Origin of the sequence: Chryseobacterium cucumeris (assembly GCF_016775705.1) — a bacterium.
In the GTDB taxonomy this organism is placed as follows: Bacteria; Bacteroidota; Bacteroidia; order Flavobacteriales; family Weeksellaceae; genus Chryseobacterium; species Chryseobacterium cupriresistens.
This window is the reverse complement of sequence record NZ_CP068760.1, coordinates 4,632,984-4,656,559: the sequence shown is the minus strand read 5'-3', so window position 1 is coordinate 4,656,559 and position 23,576 is coordinate 4,632,984. Positions and strand designations below refer to the sequence as shown.

General features: G+C 36.9%; 22 protein-coding genes. 12 read left to right on the top strand and 10 right to left on the bottom strand.

Annotated features, from left to right (window positions below; genetic code table 11):
* Positions 1-79: 79 nt before the first annotated feature.
* On the bottom strand, positions 80-244 hold the full coding sequence (locus JNG87_RS20860; RefSeq protein ID WP_156121335.1) for a hypothetical protein: 165 nt from the start codon (positions 242-244) through the stop codon (positions 80-82).
* 288 nt (positions 245-532) lie between these two features.
* On the opposite strand from JNG87_RS20860, the gene JNG87_RS20855 reads away from it, so the two are divergent.
* The 11 genes from JNG87_RS20855 to JNG87_RS20805 all read left to right on the top strand — a co-directional run bounded on the left by JNG87_RS20855 (position 533) and on the right by JNG87_RS20805 (position 11,066).
* Positions 533-1,447 (top strand): dimethylarginine dimethylaminohydrolase family protein, encoded by a 915-nt coding sequence (locus JNG87_RS20855; RefSeq protein ID WP_076596983.1) that lies wholly within the window; start codon positions 533-535, stop codon positions 1,445-1,447.
* 82 nt (positions 1,448-1,529) lie between these two features.
* Positions 1,530-1,937, top strand: coding sequence for a four helix bundle protein (locus tag JNG87_RS20850; RefSeq protein ID WP_202840837.1), 408 nt, complete (start codon positions 1,530-1,532; stop codon positions 1,935-1,937).
* A gap of 55 nt (positions 1,938-1,992) precedes the next feature.
* Entirely contained in the window at positions 1,993-2,916 is a 924-nt protein-coding gene (gene ctlX, locus JNG87_RS20845) for a citrulline utilization hydrolase CtlX (protein ID WP_202840835.1), read from the top strand.
* Positions 2,917-2,936: 20 nt separating this feature from the next.
* Entirely contained in the window at positions 2,937-3,296 is a 360-nt protein-coding gene (locus JNG87_RS20840; protein WP_202840833.1) for an S-adenosylmethionine decarboxylase family protein, read from the top strand.
* A gap of 2 nt (positions 3,297-3,298) precedes the next feature.
* Positions 3,299-4,762, top strand: coding sequence for a DUF4178 domain-containing protein (locus JNG87_RS20835; RefSeq protein WP_202840831.1), 1,464 nt, complete (start codon positions 3,299-3,301; stop codon positions 4,760-4,762).
* Positions 4,752-4,946: a hypothetical protein gene (locus JNG87_RS20830; RefSeq protein WP_167456636.1), complete on the top strand. Its 195-nt coding sequence runs from the start codon at positions 4,752-4,754 to the stop codon at positions 4,944-4,946. The genes JNG87_RS20835 and JNG87_RS20830 overlap by 11 nt, the downstream gene beginning before the upstream one ends.
* Positions 4,947-4,961: 15 nt before the next feature.
* The gene (locus JNG87_RS20825; RefSeq protein WP_110008568.1) at positions 4,962-5,177 is read left to right on the top strand and encodes a DUF350 domain-containing protein; all 216 of its coding nucleotides are present in this window, start codon (positions 4,962-4,964) and stop codon (positions 5,175-5,177) included.
* Positions 5,170-6,684 (top strand): polyamine aminopropyltransferase, encoded by a 1,515-nt coding sequence (locus tag JNG87_RS20820; protein WP_202840829.1) that lies wholly within the window; start codon positions 5,170-5,172, stop codon positions 6,682-6,684. Before JNG87_RS20825 ends, JNG87_RS20820 begins: the two co-directional genes overlap by 8 nt.
* A gap of 79 nt (positions 6,685-6,763) precedes the next feature.
* Positions 6,764-8,248 carry an NAD(P)/FAD-dependent oxidoreductase gene (locus JNG87_RS20815; RefSeq protein WP_238349634.1) on the top strand — a complete coding sequence of 495 codons (1,485 nt, stop codon included), beginning with the start codon at positions 6,764-6,766 and terminating at the stop codon, positions 8,246-8,248.
* 9 nt (positions 8,249-8,257) lie between these two features.
* Positions 8,258-9,283, top strand: a complete 1,026-nt coding sequence (locus tag JNG87_RS20810) for a hypothetical protein (RefSeq protein ID WP_202840825.1) — start codon at positions 8,258-8,260, stop codon at positions 9,281-9,283.
* 28 nt (positions 9,284-9,311) lie between these two features.
* Complete coding sequence (locus tag JNG87_RS20805; RefSeq protein ID WP_202840823.1) at positions 9,312-11,066, top strand: discoidin domain-containing protein; 1,755 nt, start codon at positions 9,312-9,314, stop codon at positions 11,064-11,066.
* A 47-nt stretch (positions 11,067-11,113) separates the two neighbouring features.
* Here JNG87_RS20805 and JNG87_RS20800 read toward each other — a convergent pair whose 3' ends face one another.
* The 8 genes from JNG87_RS20800 to recJ all read right to left on the bottom strand — a co-directional run bounded on the left by JNG87_RS20800 (position 11,114) and on the right by recJ (position 20,865).
* The gene (locus JNG87_RS20800) at positions 11,114-11,974 is read right to left on the bottom strand and encodes an alpha/beta hydrolase (RefSeq protein ID WP_202840821.1); all 861 of its coding nucleotides are present in this window, start codon (positions 11,972-11,974) and stop codon (positions 11,114-11,116) included.
* A 79-nt stretch (positions 11,975-12,053) separates the two neighbouring features.
* Positions 12,054-14,312: a TonB-dependent receptor domain-containing protein gene (locus tag JNG87_RS20795; RefSeq protein ID WP_202840818.1), complete on the bottom strand. Its 2,259-nt coding sequence runs from the start codon at positions 14,310-14,312 to the stop codon at positions 12,054-12,056.
* 46 nt (positions 14,313-14,358) lie between these two features.
* Complete coding sequence (locus JNG87_RS20790; protein WP_202840816.1) at positions 14,359-16,620, bottom strand: outer membrane beta-barrel family protein; 2,262 nt, start codon at positions 16,618-16,620, stop codon at positions 14,359-14,361.
* 376 nt (positions 16,621-16,996) lie between these two features.
* Complete coding sequence (locus tag JNG87_RS20785; protein WP_202840814.1) at positions 16,997-17,335, bottom strand: DUF3817 domain-containing protein; 339 nt, start codon at positions 17,333-17,335, stop codon at positions 16,997-16,999.
* Between the two features lie 6 nt (positions 17,336-17,341).
* Positions 17,342-18,145, bottom strand: a complete 804-nt coding sequence (locus JNG87_RS20780; RefSeq protein ID WP_202840813.1) for a hypothetical protein — start codon at positions 18,143-18,145, stop codon at positions 17,342-17,344.
* Positions 18,146-18,148: 3 nt separating this feature from the next.
* Positions 18,149-18,733 carry a nicotinate (nicotinamide) nucleotide adenylyltransferase gene (nadD, locus tag JNG87_RS20775; RefSeq protein WP_202840812.1) on the bottom strand — a complete coding sequence of 195 codons (585 nt, stop codon included), beginning with the start codon at positions 18,731-18,733 and terminating at the stop codon, positions 18,149-18,151.
* A 26-nt stretch (positions 18,734-18,759) separates the two neighbouring features.
* A complete protein-coding gene (locus tag JNG87_RS20770; protein WP_202840811.1) occupies positions 18,760-19,122 on the bottom strand; it encodes a four helix bundle protein in 363 nt (120 codons plus the stop codon).
* A gap of 30 nt (positions 19,123-19,152) precedes the next feature.
* Positions 19,153-20,865 carry a single-stranded-DNA-specific exonuclease RecJ gene (recJ, locus tag JNG87_RS20765; RefSeq protein ID WP_202840810.1) on the bottom strand — a complete coding sequence of 571 codons (1,713 nt, stop codon included), beginning with the start codon at positions 20,863-20,865 and terminating at the stop codon, positions 19,153-19,155.
* Positions 20,866-20,975: 110 nt separating this feature from the next.
* Here recJ and JNG87_RS20760 point away from each other — a divergent pair, with 110 nt between their 5' ends.
* Positions 20,976-21,788, top strand: a complete 813-nt coding sequence (locus tag JNG87_RS20760) for a M48 family metallopeptidase (protein WP_202840808.1) — start codon at positions 20,976-20,978, stop codon at positions 21,786-21,788.
* 79 nt (positions 21,789-21,867) lie between these two features.
* Here the strand turns inward: JNG87_RS20760 and JNG87_RS20755 are convergent, their stop codons facing one another.
* Positions 21,868-23,490, bottom strand: coding sequence for an ABC-F family ATP-binding cassette domain-containing protein (locus JNG87_RS20755; protein ID WP_137905042.1), 1,623 nt, complete (start codon positions 23,488-23,490; stop codon positions 21,868-21,870).
* Between the last annotated feature and the right edge of the window lie 86 nt (positions 23,491-23,576).

Genomic DNA, 23,576 nt, shown 5'->3' with positions numbered 1-23,576 from the left:
AGCATGCTTTGGGATTTTTTATTTATATCAATTAGCTCAATAAGAAAGCCTGCTTTTTTAAGCAGGCTTTCTTTGTTTATTAAGGACACTGGCATCTGTCGCAAGTCCAGATATAACAGTTTCCTGCATCATCCCATTCACAGCATCTTCTGCCTGTTGAGATTGGAGCGCCTCCCATTACGGATTTTTGTTGATCTCTTCCTAACTTTTGTGCATTTTTCAGCACCGGATTGTTCTTGTTCATGACTTTGATTTTTGGTGTTAATAGTTCATTTTAAGGTTTATAATTTCGCGAAAATTATATCACTAATATAGGAAATTAAATAATATGATTATCTATTTTTTTGTTCTTATGTAGATGGAAAATAGTAAGTTGTAGATGTTTTTGGAACTATTCACTACAGTTGGCTCATATACAAGGAAATTTTGTTGAAGTGTATTGATTTTGGGAACCCAATTTAATGCATAAAATAATCCAAAAGTTTTATAGGTAGAGACCTTTACTTATATTTGTAGTATTGCATAAATCTTTATGAGACTAAACATTAAAAACGAAACGGGCAGGCTGAAGTCAGTAGTTCTGGGCCAGCCTAATTCATTGGGGCCGGTTCCCACACTAGAGGAAAGTTATGACGCAAAGTCATATTACTCAATCGAACACAACATTTATCCTAAAGAAGAGGATATTATCAATGAAATGAACGCTTTTGAAGCGGTTTTAAAAAAGTATGGCGTTGAAGTACTGCGTCCCAGCATCATCAAAGATTACAATCAGGTTTTTTCAAGAGATGTAGCCTTTGTAATTGATGATAAAATGATCATTTCCAATGTGATTGCAGACAGAGCAGACGAGCAGGAAGCCTACAAAAGCGTTTTTGAAAAAGTAGCATGGAGAAAGATCATCAATCTTCCCGAAACTGCACATATAGAAGGAGGTGATGTAATCGTATGGAATGACTTCCTTTTCATCGGAACCTGCTTCAGTGAAGATTACAGAAACTATAAGACGGCAAGAACCAATGAATATGCCATTGAAATCTTAAAAGAATATTTTCCGAAGAAAAGAATCATCGACCTGGAACTGAAGAAAAACGATAAGGTTCCTTTTGAAGGCATTCTGCATCTGGATTGTACATTTAATCCGGTAGGTGAAGACAAATGTATTATTTATAAAAACGGATTTGTAGATGAAAGCGACTACCGTTTAATCATTGATATTTTCGGAGAAGAAAACTGTTTCCATATCAATGATGAAGAAATGTTTGAAATGTTTCCGAATATTTTCTCCATTTCTCCTGATGTTGTCGTTTCAGACAAAGCATTCACAAGAATGAATAACCACCTGAGAAACGAGTGGGGAATGACTGTTGAAGAAATTCCTTACAGAGAAATCTCTAAAATGGGAGGCTTGCTGAGATGCTCTACAATGCCGCTTGTGAGAGAGTAATTGAGTTGGAGAGTTTTAGGGTTTGAGAGTGATAGCATTGATTGGTTTGAATATTTTTTTAACTTTAAATAAATAGTAATGTATGTCAACGATCAGATTTCATCAGGACTTAAAAGTGTATCAAAAATCATTTGAAACAGCTCAACTGATTTATGAACTCTCAAAATCCTTTCCAAAAGAAGAACTTTACTCACTTACAGATCAGATAAGAAGATCATCAAGATCTGTAACGGCAAATATTAGTGAGGCTTGGGGCAAAAGAAAATATGAAAAATCCTTCATCGCTAAGCTTACAGACTCAGAGGGTGAAGCAAGAGAAACCCAAACATGGCTTCAGTTTGCTTTTGCCTGCCATTATATGAATGACGAGCAATATAATAATTTGCACAACAAGTATAACCAAATAATAGGGATGTTAGTTAACATGATGAGCCAGTCAGAAAAGTGGTGTTCATTTTCTTCGGTGAATAAAGAAGATAATAATTTGTAAAACGCTGTTCAGACACTCAAACTCTCATACACTAACACCCTCAAACTTAGAAAAAATGCAAACAACAGATACAGTATTAATGATAGAACCGATTGCATTCGGTTACAACGCTGAAACAGCGAAAAATAATTATTTCCAGGTAGAACAGACAGGCTCTGATATCCAGTCAAAAGCGTTGGCAGAATTCAACACCTTTGTCGGAAAGCTGAGAGAAAAGGGAATTAATGTAATCACTATAAAAGATACGTTGGATCCCCACACTCCGGATTCTATTTTCCCGAATAACTGGGTAAGTTTCCATAAAGACGGAAAAGTGGTCTTGTACCCGATGTTCGCTTCCAACAGAAGAGTGGAAAGAAGAGAAGATATTATCGAAAGTATCAAAGATCAAGGGTTTGAAGTGGCTGAAATTGATGACTGGTCTTTCTCTGAAACCCAAGGACACTTTCTGGAAGGAACAGGAAGTATGATTTTTGATCACGATAACAAAATTGCTTACGGTTCTGTTTCTTTGAGGCTGGATGAAAAACTGTTCAGAGAATTCTGTACAAAATACGGATTTACTCCCGTTGTATTCCATTCTTTCCAGACTGTAGGCACAGAAAGGCTTCCAATCTATCACACCAATGTAATGATGTGTGTAGCCGATAAATTTGTCGTAATCTGCCTTGACTGTATTGATGATGAACTTGAAAGAGGAAAAGTAGTGGAAGCTATTAAAGGATCCGGAAAAGAAATCATTGAAATTTCTGAAGAACAGATGCAGCAGTTTGCCGGAAATATGCTTCAGGTTCAGAATAAAGAAGGCAAAAAATTCCTGGTCATGAGCCAGACTGCTTACCAGTCTTTAACTCCGGAACAGGTAGCTGCTATTGAAAAATACTGCGAAATTATCTATTCAGACCTGAATACCATTGAAGTAAATGGTGGAGGAAGCGCAAGATGTATGCTTGCTGAGGTTTTTCTTCCAAAAAAATAATATATTTACAAAAAAATTAATTGAAACCATTATCAAGTAAAGGTTTACATATTCTTCTGACTTTGGAAACAGAGTCAGAAGATTTGTTATTAGACAGCAAAGGTTTTCTGGCGTTTACAGAAGGAATTCTGGAAACCAAAGAGGTGGAAATTGTAGGCGTTACCAATCATATTTTTGAGAATGACAGCTTTACTTCCGCCGTGATCCTTAAAGAGTCTCACCTTTGTATCCACACGTGGCCGGAATTTAAACAGCTTACTTTCGATGTTTTCCTTTGTAATTATACCCAGGACAATACCACAAAAGTAGAGCAGATTGCAGATGAAGTGGTTCAGTATTTTAAAGCTAATACCATTCAAAAACACAAAATTTACAGATAAAAATGCACTATGTCTGCCCAGCATGCGAATCCGAAAATACATTAGATCTCACCTTTCCTGTTGAAGAATACGTTTGTATGACCTGCTCCCATCTCATTGATGTAGCCTGGAACAAAAAAATTAAACATCTGAAAGTCCCAACGGAAAATGTTGTATTGGATGTCGGACAAAAAGGAAAAATTGACGGTACGGAATATACGGTTGTTGCGATTACTGTTAAAAAATACGGAAACAGTATTTTCTGGCGTGAATATTCTTTAAAAGACAGCAAAGGAAATGATGCTTTCCTGAGTGAGAGCGATGGACATTGGGTTTTCCTGATTTCTATACATCCTGATGATTTTAAAGGCAAGGATTCAAAATTTCCAACCTATCTCGGACGAACCTACCGGTGGTACGAAAATACTCCATGCACTATTGACGCTGCAGCCGGATTTTTTGATGAACATCTGGATTTCACCATTGCTACCTACAAAGAGTATGTCAACGGAACCCGTATGATCTCTCAGGAGAAGACCAGCAGAAAAAGCCAGTATTTCTATGGAGTTCACATTTCAAAATATGAAGTTAAGAAAGCTTTTAAAATAGCTAATCTGCCCTATTATACGGGAATAGGGATTGTTCAGCCCTATTATTTCGATATCAGACAAGCCGTGAACATCTTTTGTGTGGCTGCATTAATGATTTGTCTGCTCCAGATGTATGTCTACACTTCAAGAACGAACGAAACCGTTTTTGCAGAGACTATCAATTTTGCAGATGTAAAAGACAAAGAGCTGGTCAGCAAAAGCTTTACCTTGTCCGGCGGTTCAGCTCCGTTAAAGGTGAATGCTTTTTCAGGTGTTGATAATTCCTGGGCGAATGTTCAGCTAAGCCTTGTGAATGAGAATACCAACGAAATTATCTATACCTCCAAAGATATCGAACAGTATCATGGGTACGAAGGTGGAGAAAGCTGGACAGAAGGAAGCCAGTCCGAAGATTTTAACCTGTGTGGAGTAGGCTCCGGGAAATATCATTTCATTATTTCCGCCGAAAAAGAAGGAGGCTTACCCTCATTTTCAGGTCTTACATCTCCTGATTCGAAGGTCGTGATTTCACGGGATAAATCAGGAACAATTGAGGTTACTGATATATTCAAGGTGCAGACCAAGACTTTTACAGACGGACAGACGCTGGAAAAAGATACCTCGGAAGTAATCAGACTTGCCAAAGCATCATTCGGAACTCAGAAACTGGACTCCCTGATTAATACTGAAGCCCTTAGACTTACTACAGACCTTATTTCAAACAATACCTATGTACAGCTCAAAGCAACATGGCTTCCTGTCTCATTCTGGAACTTCGGAATTATTTTATTCATAATGATTGCTCTGTTTGTGGCAATGTGGATAGGAAAACATTACTTTAATGTGAATAAATGGAAGAATAGTTCAAACTCACCTTATCCTGCCAATGATAACTAATATAACCAATTACATAAGACAAAACTGGATACTCTGCCTGATCGGAGGATTTTTCATGACCTGGTTTGTATACCTTACGTACCGGGGAAATCAGGTCTGCGACTGTGCCAAAACGGAAACATACCGCGACGGAACTACAAGAAGCCACTCCAGAGTAGGATTTTACAGATACTATCACAAATAAAAATATATAAAAATTATGGACAACATCAATTTCTTACCCATACTAAACTCGGTTCTTTATTCATTTTTAGGAATCGCCATTTTACTTGTATGTTATTTCATCATTGAAAAACTGACTCCTGAAAAAACATGGCATGAGATCGCCCAGAACAAAAATATAGCCATTGCTATTGTTTTCGGGGCATTTATTATCGGAATTTCAATGATCATAAGCGCAGCGATTCATGGATAAGAAGAGGATTCCTCTTGAGCTGCTTTTATTGTTTTCAGTATTCGTCATTGCTACATGTGGATTGATTTATGAGCTGGTGGCCGGAGCCCTGGCAAGCTATCTTTTAGGAGACTCTGTAAAGCAGTTTTCTTTCATTATCGGAGTATACCTGTTCTCAATGGGAGTAGGTTCCTACCTTGCAAAATTCATCAAAGGAAATCTTATAGATAAATTCATTGAGATCGAAATCCTTGTAGGAATTGTAGGCGGAATCAGTTCTGTTGTACTTTTTATTCTGTTTAATACACTGGCCCATTTTGAAAGCGTTCTCTATCTCTTTGTCTTCTTCACCGGATGTCTTGTAGGGGTGGAAATCCCGCTTCTGATGAATATTTTAAAAGACAGGGTTCAGTTTAAAGATTTAGTTTCAAATGTCTTTGCATTCGATTATATCGGGGCTTTGCTGGCATCCATTCTTTTCCCGTTGGTTTTGATTCCAAAATTAGGGATTGTTAAAACCCCTTTATTTTTTGGGTTAATCAATATTTCCATTGCGATATTCCTTTGCTATTATCTTACAAAGGAATTATCAAAACCATTATCGTTAAAAGTAAAATCTATTGCAGCGTTTGCATTTCTTCTGGGGCTTTTCATTTTTTCAGATACTATTTTATCCTATTCTGAAGAAAAGTTATATGGTGAAAATGTAGTCTATACCAAAAGCTCACCCTATCAAAGAATTGTTTTAACGAGAAATACTCACGAATTCCGTCTGTATTTAAACAACAACCTGCAGTTTTCATCCACCGACGAATACCGTTATCATGAAGCTTTAGTACATCCTGCGATGTCTATGGCAAAAAACATTGATAACGTTCTGATTCTTGGCGGTGGTGATGGTTTTGCAGCAAGAGAAGTTTTAAAATACAAAGACGTTAAAAAAGTAACCCTTGTGGATCTTGACGGGGAAATGACTCAGTTTTTCAAGACCAATGAAACCATGCGAAGACTGAACCAAAGCTCACTTTCCAATCCTAGAATGGAGGTGATCAATAAAGACGCTTACATCTGGGTAAAAGACAGCAAAAAGAAATTTGACGTCATCATCATCGACTTTCCTGATCCGTCGAATTACAGCTTAGGAAAGCTCTATTCCCTGCAGTTTTATAAAGAACTAGAGAAGCTGACAACCCTTGATACGAAAATTGTGGTTCAGACCACTTCTCCTTATTTTGCTCCGAAATCTTTCTGGTGTATTGAGAAAACAATCAATCAGATTTTTCCTTTCACTGCAGCGTATCATACCTATGTTCCGTCTTTTGGAGAATGGGGATTTTCGATGGCTTCATTTGAACCCATCAATAACAGAATCTACAGAAAACTGCCTGGATTAAAATATTATGATTACAATTTTTCACAGATGTCTTATTTCAATAAAGATATGAAGGTGAAAGACGTAGAAGTTAACCGTCTGGACAACCAGATACTAGTCCGTTATTTCGATGAAGAGTGGGGGAAAGTACAGTAGAAAAGATTTTCTTACAACTATATTTTTAGGTAGCCTTATACTTCCTTTTTTGCAGTATTGCGGAAAGAAAGTAAAAACTTTGCTGTTAAAGATCACAGGGACCAATCATGTTCTCGGCCATAGATTATGGGCAAAAGATTTTCCACAGTTTTCAGAAGTTATCCACACAAAATATCTTATCGTGGGTGGTGGGATTTCCGGACTTTCCGCATGTAGGTTTTTTAACCAGAATAATGAACAGGATTATCTTCTCCTTGAAATGGAAAACCATCTGGGAGGAAATTCTTCCAACGGACAGAATTCATTTTCAAAATTTCCTTTAGGCGCTCATTATTTACCATTACCGAACAAAGAGAATACAGAAATCATCCACTTCCTGAAAGAATGTGAAATCTGCTTGGGAACTGAGGATGATGGAGAACCCATCCTTGATGAATACCAAATGACTTTTCCACAACAGGAAAGACTATTTTATAAAAATGCCTGGCAGAACGATATTGTTCCGCAAAGAGGAATTTCCGCACAGGTCCAGCAAGAGCTTGCCCGCTTTTTTAAGCTGATGGATGAATTTCGTACAAAGAAAGACACTGAAGGAAGATATTGGTTTGCTATTCCGGTACATGATTCCAGCAGAGAAGATGAGGTTGTAAAACTTGAAAAAATCATTTTTAAAGACTGGCTCAAAGAAAATAACTTCTATTCGGAAGAACTTCTCTGGCTGCTGGATTATTCCTGCAGAGACGATTTCGGATTAGGAATAGACTACGTTTCAGCATGGGCAGGCATTCATTATTTTGCCGGAAGAAAAAACAACTGGAGCACAAAATATAAAGATCAGGTATTCACCTGGCCGGAAGGAAATGCAAGACTGGCAAACCATTTTTCAAAATATACGGAGGGAAAACATTTGCCGGGAAATCTGGTTTTTGATATTAAAATCAATGATAAAGTTGAGGTCTTAAGTTTTGATAATACCCAAAAGAAAACTAAAAAGATCATTGCAGATAAAGTACTGTTTGCAACCCCACAATTTGTGAATGAAAGAATTTTTAATCAAAAAAGAGCATCATCATTTCATTATGTTCCGTGGCTTTTAACCACCATTACGTTTAAAAACGAATTTGGAGGAGATGAAGAGCTGGCCTGGGATAATGTGATCTACGGTTCTTCGGGATTAGGCTATATCTATGACCAGCACCAGAATCTGAACCAGATCATAGGTGAAAAAGTAATTACCCATTATAAGAGTTTTTCAACTGCAGATTGCAAAAAAGCAAGAAAAAAGCTCTATGCCATGAAAGAATCTGAACTTAAAACTTTAGTTTTGGATGATTTGAAGAAAGCCCATCCGTTGATAGAAGATTTCATTCTGGAAATGCAGTTCCATAAAATCGGACATGCGATGATCGCTCCGGTTCCCAACCAGATTTTTGGAGAAGAAACCCAAAAAGCAAAAAAAACGATAGAAGATAAAATTTTCTTTGCCCATTCCGATCTTTCGGGAATATCTATTTTTGAAGAAGCTTTCTATCAGGGAATCCGGACTGCAGAACAAATGATGTAAAATACAACAATGAAACAACCGTGGATACATAATGCAAAAACAGACTGGTGGTTTATTTTATCGCCGCCTTTTCTGGTATTGATGATTATCTTTCTATTTCAGAAACAAATTCAGGGGCTGGAAAATCATTATTCCTTTTACACATGGCTTTTCCTGATCGTTTTTGTGGATGTGGCTCATGTATATTCTACGCTGTTCAAAACGTATTTCGTAAAGGGAGAAATACAGAAAAATAAACTGCTGTATCTGGGAATTCCTGTTTTGAGCTGGATCTTGGGAATGCTCCTGTTCCAGTTGGGTAGCCTGACATTCTGGTCAGTACTGGCATTGATTGCCGTTTTTCATTTTATACGGCAGCAATACGGATTTATGAGAATCTATGCGCGCTTTGAACCGGATAACTGGAGCAAAAAAATAGATGAGGTGGCTGTGTATTCCGCAACGATTTATCCGATGCTGTACTGGTTTAAAACGCCCCGTGCCTTCACCTGGTTTGTCAACAATGAGTTTGACTGGCTTCAAAATCTTCCGGATTATATTCCTTTAATTACCATTATCTATTTTGCCATTCTGATTATTTGGATTATTAAAACTGTTGTTGAAGCTTTTAAAACAAAAAAAATTAACATTCCGAAAACAGCACTGATCACCGGGACTTTTCTTTCCTGGTATTTCGGGATTGTTTACTTCAATAATGATCTTCTGTTTACTTTTCTGAATGTGGTTTCTCACGGTATTCCCTATATCGCATTGATCTATATCCGGGAAATAAAGCAAAAAGAAAATCATCAGCTGAACCGGATGCAGATTTTTAAATCCTTTTCAGGAATATTCCTATTTGTCGGAGTCATTTTATTGTTTGCCTTTCTCGAAGAATTTTTGTGGGAAACGCTTGTCTGGAATGAGCACTTTTCCCTGAATGTGGTGATCTCAGAAAATCTCTTTCAGTTTCTGGTTCCTTTACTGGTTGTTCCGCAGCTCACTCATTATCTTCTGGACGGCTTTATTTGGAGAAAACCCAAAAAAGTTAGTTAACTTTGTCCGGAACGTTTAAAATCTGAAAATGAGACAATATTTTTTATCATTAACAATTTTTATTGGAATTATTGTTGGAGCCCAGCAGAAAACATTCTGCAATCCTATCAATATCGACTACGGATATACCCCTTTTGAAGCCTTTTCCAAACAGGGAAAGCACCGCGCTACAGCAGATCCGGTAATTGTCAATTTTAAAAATAAACTTTTCCTTTTTTCTACCAATCAGGAAGGATACTGGTACAGTGATGATATGCTGGATTGGAAGTTTGTAAAAAGGAAATTCCTCAGAGATAACAAATACATCCATGATCTTAATGCCCCGGCAGTCTGGGCAATGAAAGATACTTTGTATGTGTATGGCTCTACCTGGGAACAGGATTTCCCGATCTGGAAAAGTACTAATCCCACCAAAGACGACTGGAAAATTGCTGTGGATACACTGAAGGTAGGAGCGTGGGATCCTGCATTCCATTATGATGAAGATAAGAATAAATTATATCTGTACTGGGGTTCAAGCAATGAATGGCCATTGCTGGGAACAGAAGTGAAAGTAAAAAACCTTCAGTCCGAAGGTTTCGTAAAACCGATTATTAAGCTAAAGCCTGAAGACCACGGTTGGGAAAGGTTTGGGGAATATAATGATAATGTTTTTCTGCAGCCTTTTGTAGAAGGAGCGTGGATGACGAAGCATAACGGGAAATATTATATGCAGTATGGTGCTCCGGCAACAGAATTCAGCGGCTATTCCGATGGAGTGTATGTAAGTAAAAATCCTCTGGAAGGCTTCGAATATCAGCAGCATAATCCGTTCTCTTATAAACCGGGCGGTTTTGCAAGAGGTGCAGGGCACGGAGCGACATTTGAAGACAATTACAAAAACTGGTGGCATGTTTCGACCATCTTTATTTCAACTAAAAATAATTTTGAAAGAAGACTGGGAATCTGGCCGGCAGGATTTGATAAAGATGATGTGATGTACTGTAACACGGCTTATGGCGATTATCCGACTTATCTTCCCCAATATGCACAGGGAAAAGATTTTTCAAAAGGTCTTTTTGCCGGATGGATGCTGTTGAACTATAATAAACCGGTGCAGGTTTCATCTACTTTGGGTGGATATCAGCCCAACTATGCGGTAGATGAAGATATCAAAACGTATTGGAGTGCTAAGACAGGAAATTCCGGGGAATGGTTCGAGACGGATCTGGGTGAAGTTTCGACAATTAATGCCATTCAGATCAATTATGCGGATCAGGATGCAGAATTTATGGGAAAAACGTTGGGGAAAATGCATCAATATAAAATCTATGGCTCCAATGACGGGAAAAAATGGAATGTGATTGTGGATAAAAGCAAAAACACAAAAGACGTACCTCACGACTATGTAGAACTTGAACAGCCTGCAAAAGCCCGTTTCCTTAAAATGGAAAACCTTAAAATGCCAACAGGAAAATTTGCATTAAGCGGCTTCAGAGTATTCGGAAAAGGAGCAGGAAAGCAGCCTGCTAAAGTGGAAGGGTTTGTTCCTCTGAGAGCTGATCCAAAGAAGTATGGTGAAAGAAGAAGTATCTGGATGAAGTGGCAGCAGAATCCTGAAGCGGATGGCTATGTAATTTATTTTGGAAAAACTCCCGATAAATTGTATGGAAGCATTATGGTGTACGGAAAGAATGAGTATTTCTTTACCGGAGCAGACCGAACGGATGCCTATTATTTCCAGATTGAAGCTTTTAATGCCAATGGCGTCTCGGAAAGAACAGCTGTTGCAAAATCTGAATAAATCAATTTAAAAATAAAATATAACACGTTTTGAGGATTCAGGACGTGTTATTTTTTGTTTGCTTTCTTAAGAAATGTTTCTATTTTATTGATAAAGAATTCGTCATTTGGATGTTTATCCCAATCCAGGTGCCCACCATTAAATTGATAAGATTCACGGATAACATGGTTGGCTGTCAAAGCTGAATCCAGTCTTTTTTCTTGTGTAAACGGAATTACGCGGTCCGAATTTCCATAGTAAGATAAAGTAGGAGGGGAATCGCTTTTTATCCATTTCACAGGACTGGCAAAACCTATCTTTGATGTTCCGGTTTGAATTATTTCAGGATCCACAAGTCTGCTTTCCACAAAAGAATACTCCTGATAATTTTTGAAACCCGGATCAGAGAGGTCTGCCGGGCCAACAATGTTAATTACAGCTTTTACTTTTTTATCCGCATCAAACTTGTAGGCATACAACATCGATAAATGGCCTCCGGCGCTGTTGCCTAATAAAATCACATTGGGATGGTAGCCTAGTTTATTTTTTAATAATTCAATTACCTTTTTAATATCATTAGTTTGATTTGGAAGTCCAAAGCTCGTAGCTGAAGCAAGTCTGTAGTTCATATTAACGAAAATATGATCAGGAAATTTCTGCATCATAGAGAGTGTGAAAAAGGTGAGTTGTGATTTATCTCCAGCCCTCCAGCCTCCACCATGAATCATAATAAAAACATCCTTTTCTTTATTCGTTCGTGCAGATGGAATATAAAGATCCATAACCTGCTCTGGATTGTTTCCATAGTGAATATTTTCCTCCTTATCAAAGTGGATATCTTTACCAAGCTTTATCTTTTTTTCTTTGCAAGCTGTCCATAGAAAAAGGAGGCTGAGGGATATCAAAATAATTTTTATATCTTTTTTCATAATGATTAAATATAAAAAATCCGCTGAAAAGAATCAGCGGATACCGTAAGAATAATTAAATATGAAGAAAGATAATTCTCTATCTTGTTCTGCTTTTGATGGCATCTGATGCCCCTTCGATGTCTCTTACCTTTTTCACTTTCTGGTTTCCGAAATTGTAGGTAAGGCTTACGATTAAACTTCTGTTGTAACGGTTTTGGTGGATATAATTATAATTTCCGTTGTCTTGAAAGTCTTCAATTTTAACAATATTGGTATTCAGTACATCATTTACATTCACTGCAAAAGTCCAGTCGTTCCACATTTTTTTAAGACTGAGATCCAGACTCATTAAGTTTTTCAGTGAACCAAGCTCAATCTGCTGTTTGTCAACAAAGAAATAATTAAGTCCGAAGAACCATGTTTTCTTTTTATCAAGACGGATGGTATTATTGGTCTGGATCAGAAGACTGGTAGAATTGGTTTTATTGGTGTAGGTAATAAAGTTTCCATTAGGCCCTTTTTGATCTTTGAAGCGATCCCCGGTTGTAGGATCAGTATCAAGACTTCCATTGTTGATATTATGCTGCACTCCAATATTGAAATTGGTTGTCCAGTACTGTTTGAAAAACGACTTCTGAATACCTACCATGGCCGACATTTCCTGCTTATTTCCAAAGTTGGTTCTGATGTATCTCAATGCAGGATTATCACCAATTTTACCATCCGGTGATACCGGGTATCCCTGAAGCGGAACCTGTGTAATGACGTCCTGAATGTAAGAATGGTTTAAAATCAGGAAATACGAATTTCTGTACATATAAGTAAGTTCCTGATTGTAGTTGGAAGAGGCCTTTACAAACGGATCGTTCTGAGTATAGTTATCATCGGTCAGAATATTTTTTACCGGATTAAGTTCCCAGAAACTTGGCCTTCTCATTCTGCTTGAAAAGGAATAGGAAATATTGTTTTTATCATTAATCGCATAATTCAGGCTGAGATAGGGAAGAAGGTTTTTGTAATTTCTCTCAATTCTTCTAAGGGCTTCTGTGGGAGCGTTGTCAGACGTACCAAGACTGTTGGTGATCTCGTATCTGGCACCTACTTTTCCTGAAAGTTTGTCGGAAATTTTTTTCTCAACAGTAAGATACATTCCGTAGATGTTTTCATCATAGATAAAATGGTTGGGTCTTGAATCCGGAGCTGTTACGGGATTAAATGAATAAGTGATGTTTTTAGAATCGTTATCTGTTTTAGTCTTGTTATAATTTCCACCGACGGAAACGGTAAGATCATTTTTAAACTTTTGATTATAATCCACCATTCCGGAGAAATTATTAATGATCTGCGGAAGGTCCTGAATAACTTGTTTTGTTCTTGCTCCTACATTTCGGTTGATATCTGAGGTAAAGGTTTGGTTATCCGTAAACTGGAACCTTCTGTAGTTGAGGTATGCTGCATTTACATTCAGTTTGCTACCCAGAGAATCCGTTTTTAATTCATAGTTTAAATTCACAGAATTGTTATAAGATCGTGTATTCTCTCTGTTTTTAGACCATGTATATTCCGTATTCGTTTTTTTTATGGTATTGAATAAATCTACCGTTGAATTATAACTTTTATTGGCCCATGTATTCCATGATAAGGCAAGGTTGCTTTTGTCGTTCAGCTGGTAATCAATATTCAGATAACCTCCTATGTTTTTATTCGGATCGTCAATATCCCCGGTAGACTCGTTGGAAGTTGTTGAGGTTCCGTTTCTCAGGGTATAGGTTTGTGCTTCGATATTTTCACCGCCGCTAAGACTGGCACTTACTCCCAGTTTATCTTTTCTGTAATTGGCTGAGAAACTTGCCTGGCTTCCGTTATACTTATTGGTTGTGTTAGACATTCTCATGTTTCCGTTGAGACCGTCACTCATTTTTTTCTTTAAAATGATATTGATGATTCCATCAGAAGATTCTACCTGATACTCGCTGCCGGGAACAGTAATCACTTCAATTTTCTGGATATTTTCAGCCGGAGTATTTTTCAGAAACTGAGCCAGTGACTCAGAATCCATATTGCTTTTTCTTCCGTTGATATAGATCAGAGCATTGTTTTTTCCTGCTATTTTTAATGTTTTATCATCTGTAGAAGATAATAAAGGAGTTTGTTTTAAAAGGTCAAAAGTGGTGTTTCCTTTGGCAACAGGTGATGCTGCCACATCGTATACAAAACGGTCACTTTGCTTTTTGAAAACCTGCTTTGTGATGGTAACACCTTCTATGTTTTTTGTTTTTGCCGTATCAGATTTCTTCTCTTGTGCAAATGCACAGGTACCGAATACAATTGCCATTGACAAAATTATACGTTTCATGTTGTTTTTATTTAAGAGTGGATTTAGTGAAATAAGTGGTTATAGATTAGGTTCTTGATTTTACAGCATCATTAGCCGATTTCATTTCCCTTGCTTTTTTCAGTTTCTGATTTCCGAAATTATAAGTAACCCCTAGGCTCATAAACCTTGGATAATTGAAGTTGGTGATATTGTTAAATTTTCCATCGGGCTGTACGCCTCTAATGCTGTAGAAACTTTGATTAAATAAGTCACTCACTTCCGCTACAATAGTCCAGTCTCCTGCAATTTTTTTCAGACTGAAATCGAAGCTTTGTCTTGCTCGGATCATACCTCCTTCCATGGCAGTCTGGCTGGCAAAGAAGTAATTCACTCCCAGGAACCAGTCTTTTTTAGAAGACAGTCTGATCACATTATTGATGGTTGCAGACATATTATAGTTTTTAACATCAATGATATAAGGATCCACTACTTCAGTTTCTCCCGGAACCGGCATGGAAGTAGGATCTTCAAATACTCCGCCTTTGTAGGTAACATATCCCAGATTGACAGAATAATTGGTTGTCCAGATGTCTTTGAACCAGGACTTGTTCATTCCAAGAGTAAGAGCAATTTCCCTGTTTTTACCATAATTGGTTCTGATATATCTTAAGAATCGGGTAGTTTCCATAATTGGATTTCCTTTGATATCCTTGATGATTTTCCCCTCAGCATCTTTTTTAGGAGCTGTTACCGTTCCCTGCAATGGAATCAGGTCTGAAGCTGCTGCATCTTCCACCATATTAAAACTAAGATTGGCATAGAATGCATTTTTGTACATATAATTTAACTCCTGATTATAATATTTGGAAGCCAGTATAAATGGATTGTTCTGTGTATAATTGGTTGGAGTAAAATAAGTTCTTGAAGGATTCAGTTCCCAGAATCTCGGTCTTCTGATTCTGCTGGAGAAAGTATAGCTCAGATTATGATCGGAATTGATGGCGTAATTTAAATTCAGATAAGGCAGAAGGTTGTTGTAATTTCTTTCAAAACCTGTTTTATCCACAATATCTCCGGTACTTCTGGTCATTTCGTAGCGGGCACCAATCTTTCCTGATATTTTTTCAGTCAGTTTTCTTTCATAGTTCAGGTAAATTCCAAGAATATTTTCTTTATAAATGAAGTGATTGGTTTGGTTGGGATCGATGATAAATTCTCCCTTTATTAGTTTATCCTGTTTGGTATCGTTATCTGTATTGGTGTGATTGTAGCTGATTCCCATTAACCATGTCGCGCCCTTTGCTGTCTTTTTCAGATAATCAATATTGGCTGCATAGTTGTTGATAATTTGGGGTACCGCCTGATGCAATGCAGAATATTTGTTAATCGTATCATTCGTTAGAGGAAAACTCTCATTGAAGCTTACTTTATCTCTGTTGAACCACAGGTAAGAAACGTTTGATGTAAGTTTACTTCCCAGAGAATCTGTTTTCATCTCATAATTTAAATTGAAAGAATGATTTCTGGTCTGTGCATCCTCATTATTCACTGTTCTGTTGTTTAAGACTCCGTTTTGCCAGTTGGTAATATCCAGTACAGAATTGAAACTTTTATTGTATCTCATGTTGTAGGAAAATCCCAGACTGTGTTTTTTATTAATCTCATAATCAACGTTGAAGCCTCCTCCAAAGTTTTTGTTAGGATCATCATTAAATCCAAAGGATTCATTTTTGAAAGTAGGATCTCCGTTGGACAGCGTATATCTTTGTCTGTCTGTCCAGCTTCCCGTTCTGAAATTGGAATTACCAGACCATTTACCTTGTCTGAAATTAAAAGAAGCTCCTGCATTAGGGTTATTGTAATAAGCCTGCTCGTTCTGCATTTTCAGCGTTCCGTTGTAGCCGTTGTTTTTGCTTTTTTTCATCACAATATTGATCACCCCTTCTTTGGATTCAACCTGGAATTCACTGCCGGGAACTGTAATCACTTCAATTTTCTGGATATCCTCAGAGGGAGTAGACTTCAGCATTTCAATCAACGCCTCGGAATCCATATTAGTTTTTTTGTTGTTGATGTAAATGATTGCATCATTTTTTCCCAAAATCTTCAGCGTTTTTCCGTCAATGCTGGAAATCATCGGTGTTTGTTTCAAAAGAGTAAAGGTGTTGGTTCCTTTAGCTATAGATGAAGAAGCTACATCGTATACCAAACGGTCACCTTGTTTTTTGAAAACCTGCTTCTTGAGATTCACTGCATCAATAGCATTTACTTTCAAACTGTCTTTTTTCTGCTGGGCAGTGATAAGTCCACCGAAAAATAGTGCTGCAATAAGAATTTGAGTCTTCATGATTATTCTTTTTTAATTAATAGCTTGTATGGTTTGTTATTTAACATTACAAAGATATATAATAAATTTAGTATTATGCAATACAAAGTACTTAAAAATATTTTTGAATCATCGCAATTGATTGATTGTCAGTTGATAAAAATTTAGTTTAAAATATTGATTGCTTGATCTTTCTGTATAATAAGACAAATAAATGATGCTAAATGTTACATCAATGAAAGAAATTATGAAAGATTTTTTTAAAAAAATGGATAATTAATACCTGGAATTTATCCCCCTGATCCAGGAATTATGCTCCACACAAAGGTATCTGTGAAGCGGGGCTGTAATATCCGTAAAATAAAAAAGGACCGAAAAGGTCCTTTCATAATATTGTTTATTCTCTGTCGAATCGGGCCAGCTTTTTATCTACCCAAACCGTTGCAAAGGGGAAGAATGCCGATAATAAGGCAAAAACAAAATCTTCATCATCCCAATTATAAATTTTTCTGGCAGGAAGGCAGAGTAGAAGGTAAAGAGTAAAAAATAAACCATGTAAACTACCAATAACACTGATGAAGATGATAGAATATACATTTTCATCATACCGGATCCAGATCATCGCAACACCATACAATAAAAGACATGAAATGGCCTCTGCAAGACAAATCTGCTTAAACCATCTGATGATTTTTTCCTGAGAATATTTTGAGAATATTTTTTCGATGAAGTCCATGAATAATTATTTATAATAGATAAAAAAGGATGTTTTGCTTTTTACTGGATATCCTCTGTATTTTACAGGCTCAAATTTAGTGTATTTTATAAACTTTTTGATCTCTTTTTCAAAATAAGGAATGTATTTCAAATTGTGATCATTATAAATCTCATGACTAAATTGATTCTTCAAAACCTTTCCATTTTGATCTAATGTGAGCGTAACCACAGTACTTGAACGGTATTTTTGAAAAGACGGATTGTAATTTTCATAGCCTTCCGGATAACTAAAATTACGGAAGAAATCTTTATTTAACTGATCATTATCATCACTATACCTGAGATAGCCTCCTTTATAGGTCCATTCACAATGCTCATCATTATCAAAGATTGTATCTGGGTGTTTTTTTACATATAGGGCTACAGATTCTTTAACGAGACCATCCATAAAATCTTTACCAAATTTTTTTTCAGTCAATTTATTCATTACAGAATAATAACAGGCACCGGAATACCCGCCTATATCACTACCCATCCATTCTCCGCCCCAAATGATATTATGCTTTTTTAAAATTGTTTTGAGCTCTTCTCCGGGTAAAAACTTATCACCATCGGGAGCTGCAATATTGATAAAATATTTGTTTTGAATTTCCGAAGCTTTTACAGCCCTGATTGAATCTTCGCTGCAATGCTTTTTATTATAGCTTTTTCTTTCAGCAATAGCAATTTTCTGTAATTCTTTAAGAGAGTCACTTTTTAAAGTTGTTGATTCCTGGGCATATAAACAACATTGCAAAAAAACAGAGAATAAAAATAAATATAGCTTCATTGTTTATTGATAAAAACTACTACCATCCAAATACTCAAAAACTTCTGGTGGCAGCATAGGTCTTACATTTTTACCATCCTTTATCATATTACGGATTTCCGTAGCTGAAAGCTCTATTATGGGTGCTTTTACCAGAGAGATATTTTCATGCTGTAAATATTCAGGATCTTTTTTCTCGCCTTCAAATACTCTTGGGTAAACAATAATATGATGATTTTTGATCAGGATATCAGCATTTTTCCATTTGTGAAGGCTCTTTAGATTATCTTCTCCCATGATCAGACTGAAAGAATAATCAGGGTATTTCTCATGCAGATACGTTAAGGTATCAATAGTATAACTTGGTTTCGGAAGAGAAAACTCCACATTGGAAGCTCTCATATTGGGGTAATTCTTTACTGCCAGTTGTACCATATCAAGTCTGTTATGGTCATTCAGTAAAGACTTTTTGTCCTTAAATGGGTTTTGCGGGCTTACCACAAACCAAAGCTCATCCATATCAGAATTTTCCAGAATATAATTGGCCAGAATAAGATGCCCGATATGAATAGGATTAAATGATCCGAAAAATAAACCGATTTTTTTCATTGTTATAAGGAACTAGGTAGCAGGAATTAGGTTTTAGGGGTGTGAAGCTTTGTAATTATTGCATTCAGCATTTTTGATATTTCAGATGTTTTTTTAATTAAAATTTGAAACTCTTCAGGATTCAAATAATGTAAGTTTTTTGAAATAATCAATTGGGTTTCCAGCTCAGCACAGCTACCTCTTGCAATTTTCAAAAACTGAAGATAATCGCTGGTAGATCTTCTGGAATGTCCTTCAGCAATATTGGACGGAACTGAAATTGACGCTCTTCGAATCTGGCTAGTAAGTCCATACAGTTCTTCTTTTGGAAAAATAGTGGTCACGGAATAGATTTCAGTAACGAGATCTACAGATTTGTTCCAGACAATTAATTCCTTATAATTTCCCATATGATTCTCCTATTCCCTTATTGCTAAATCCTAACCCCTGAATTTTACATCCTTGATATTAAGATAATGAGTGACATTGCCTTTCCAGTGATTCTCTTCCAGGGTAAAAGCAAGGTCGAAATTTTTATTTTTAAAATCTTCAGCAAACTGTCCCAGTTTGAATCCGACACATTCAATATTTCGTCCCGTAGATTCCTGCTTGATATAAAACTTCAGGTGATTATTATCTTTCCCCATGGTTTTTACATATCCGGAAAGCTTCTGATTGGTTAATGTAAAAATAGGCTTCATATTATGAGGCCCGAATGGCGCCAGTTTTCTGTGGAAATTGATAAACTCTCTGTTGATTTCGTCAATTCTTATTTCCGTATCAATCGTAATAGAAGGTTCCTTTTGGTGCTCCTGGATTTTTTCAGAAACAATTCTTTCAAATTTTTCCTTGAAGGCATCAAACTTATCTTTTTCCATCGAAAGTCCGGCAGCAGCATGATGACCTCCAAATTTAAGGAAATATTCAGAGCACATATCAAGAGCTTCATGTACATCGAAATCAGAAACAGACCTTGCAGAAGCTACCATTTCTCCGTTATTACCATCGGTAAAAACTAGTGTGGGTTTATAATAGGTTTCAATAAGCCTTGAGGCTACAATACCGATAACGCCTTTATTCCATTCAGGATGATAAACGATAGTAGTATGCTTGGTTTCCTGCTGGGATTCTATAATCTGATTCAGAGCGGAAAGAGTGGAATTCATATCCAGTTCACGCCTTTCATCGTTGAGGTTCATGATATCATTCACAATCTGGTTGGCATGTTTCAGATTGTCGGAAACCATAAGCTCTACAGCTGCTTTACCATGAGAAATTCTTCCGGCAGCATTAATTTTGGGAGCTATTTCAAAAACGATATTGGAAATTTCGAAATGAGAAAGTTTGTCCTCAGGAATCAATAACCTTAAACCAAGATTTCTGGTTTTCCTCAGGGTTTTTAATCCCATTTTAGCCAAGACCCTGTTTTCTCCCGTCATCGAAACAATATCTGCTGCAATGGAAATGGCGAGAAGATCTGTAAGTTCAAATAATTCTGCCTCCGGTAATTTATAAATCGTATTCAGTCCCTGGCAAAGCTTAAAGCCAACACCGCATCCGGAAAGTTCTTTGAAAGGATATCGGCAGTCACTTCTTTTAGGATCAAGAACAGCTGCAGCGTTTGGAATCTCTTCACCCGGAAGGTGATGATCGCAGATAATAAAATCTATACCCAGATTGCTGGCATAGTTGATCATATCAAGTGCCTTGATTCCACAGTCTAGAGCAATGATTAATGAGAAACCATTTTCTTTGGCGAAATCAATTCCTTCCGTGGAAATTCCATATCCTTCAGAATTTCTGTCCGGGATATAATAATCTAAATATTTTTTCTCAACAATTTTGCTGAGATACAGGTACATTAAAGCAACCGCTGTGGTTCCGTCCACATCATAGTCACCATATACCAATATTTTTTCACCGTTTTCAATGGCGGTAGCAATACGCTCTACAGCTTTTTGCATATCTGCCATTAAAAAAGGGTTGTGGATATCGTTAAGGTTCGGTTTGAAGAATTCTCTGGCCTTTTGATAATTGTCAATTCCCCTAAGAACGAGGATTTTAGATTCAAAAGTACCAAAACCAAGTGACGAACTTAGTCTGTCCACAACTTCCTCATCGGGTTCAGGCTTGTAAATCCATTTTTGACTCATTTCACAAAAATAAGGAAAAAAAATAGCATTCAGGGAAGAACTGAAACGAAGTTTTGACTTAATAATTGTTAAAAAAAGACTATCTTCGTGCTCCAAATTTTTAAATGACTATGAAAAAAATTACTCTATGCTTCCTGTTACTGGGAACAGCATGTTCGATCAACGCACAGAAAATTAATCTTGGCAAAGCAGCCGGAATGGTTTCAAATGGTGCAAAAGCCTTAACATTTACCAACGAAGATGCTATTAAATTATCCAAAGAATCAGTAGAATGGATGGATAAAAATAATCCTGTAGCAGGACCGAAAGATCCTTACACTGTGAGACTGAACAGGCTGTTTGGAAAACACAAATCTCAGGATGGTCTGAACCTTAATTATAAAGTTTATAAAGTAAAAGATATCAACGCGTTTGCCTGTGCAGACGGAAGTGTACGTGTATTCTCTTCCTTAATGGATATTATGACTGATAATGAACTGCTTGCCGTAATCGGACATGAGATCGGGCACGTAAAGAATCAGGATACCAAAGATGCTATGAAATCGGCTTATCTGAAGGCGGCTGCATTAGATGCTGCTTCCTCAGCTTCGTCAGATGTAGCTTCACTAAATGAAAGTCAGATAGGGAAGATGGCGAATGCATTTTTAGATGCTTCGCACAGCAAAAAGCAGGAATCTGAAGCAGATACTTATTCATATGATTTCATGAAGGCCAATAAGTATGATGTGGTAGGAGCATATACAGCTTTTAAAAAGTTAGCCTTACTTTCACAGGGAAGTACACAGACTAATTTTGAAAAGATGTTCAATTCTCACCCCGATAGCAACAAGAGAGCTGAATCTATCAAAAAGAAAGCAGAGAAAGAAGGCTTATGGAAAGATCCGGGAACGGTTACTTTACCTGCTGCAAAATTGACGAAATAAATATTATTTATTGTTTAAACGAAAACACCTCAAAGCACTGCTTTGAGGTGTTTTTATATAGATTTTAATGTTGTTCAGATTAAGAATACATTTTCTCTCTTAATTCTTTTACTTTTTTATCCGCAAGATACTCGTCGTAAGTCATTTCTCTGTCGATAATTCCGGAAGGAGTCAATTCGATGATTCTGTTACAGACTGTTGAAAGCATTTCGTGGTCATGAGATGCCAGTAAAAGATTTCCTTTGAAGTTGGATAAAGAGTTGTTCAAGGTTGTGATACTCTCCAGGTCTAAGTGGTTGGTAGGTTCGTCCAATAAAAGAACGTTCGCTTTTTGAAGCATCATTCTACTGAACATACATCTCATTTTTTCACCCCCTGAAAGTACTTTACAGGATTTCAAAGCTTCATCTCCTGAGAACAGCATTCTTCCTAAGAATCCTCTTACGAATTCTTCATGACGCTCTTCGTCATTTTTTGTAAACTGTCTCAACCAGTCAACCAGGCTTAGGTCTTCCTGGAAGAAGTTAGTGTTGTCCAAAGGCATGTGAGACTGGTTGGTTGTTACTCCCCATGCAACAGTTCCTTTGTCTGCTTCTACATTTCCAGCAAGAATTTCGAAGAATTCTGTGATAGCTAAAGAGTTTTTAGAAAGTACTGCTACTTTATCTCCTTTCTTAAGGTTTAGATCAACATTAGAGAATAATAATTCCCCGTCTTTGGTTTTCTCAAGACCTTTTACATCTAAAATCTGATCTCCTGCTTCTCTTTCCATTTCGAAAATAATAGCAGGGTATCTTCTTGAAGAAGGTTTAATATCGTCAATATTTAATTTGTCGATCATTTTCTTTCTTGCAGTAGCCTGTTTTGCTTTAGCAACGTTGGAACTGAATCGTGCAATAAAGTCCTGAAGTTCTTTTTTCTTCTCTTCAGCTTTCTTGTTGGCCTGAGCTCTTTGTCTTGTTGCCAATTGAGAAGCCTGGTACCAGAAAGAGTAGTTACCTGTATAAAGGTTAAGTTTAGAATAATCAAGGTCACCGATGTGTGTACAAACCGTATCAAGGAAGTGACGGTCGTGAGATACAACGATTACCGTGTTTTCATAATCTGCAAGGAAGTCTTCCAGCCATGAGATCGTGTCGATATCAAGGTCATTGGTAGGCTCATCCAGAATCAATACATCAGGGTTTCCGAAAAGTGCCTGAGCCAAAAGAACTTTTACTTTGTCTTTGTTCTCAAGTTCGCTCATCAGCTGCCAGTGCATATCATCAGAAATACCTACGTTAGAGAGCATAGTCTGAGCATCAGATTCTGCAGTCCAACCACCCATTTCGTCATAAATTACACCTAGTTCACCGGCTTTAATACCGTCTTCGTCAGAGAAATCTTCTTTTGCGTATAACGCATCCATTTCCTCTTTTATCTCAAATAATTTCTTATTACCTCTTAAAACAGCTTCAAGAACTGTAAACTGATCATAAGCAAAGTGATCCTGTTCCAAAACTGACATTCTTTTCCCTGGCTCCAGAGATACATGTCCTGTTGTAGGATCCTGCTTTCCTGTTAGTATTTTCAGGAATGTAGACTTTCCCGCACCGTTTGCTCCGATGATTCCGTAGCAGTTTCCTTTGGTAAACATAATATTTACCTCGTCAAAAAGAATTCTTTTCCCGAATTGTAAAGATAAGTTAGATACTGTTAACATATAGTTTTGTAAATTTGGCGCAAAAATACGAAAAGAATTTGGGTATTTTGTAATAATATAATAGTCAAGTTTTTAAATGTACGGTA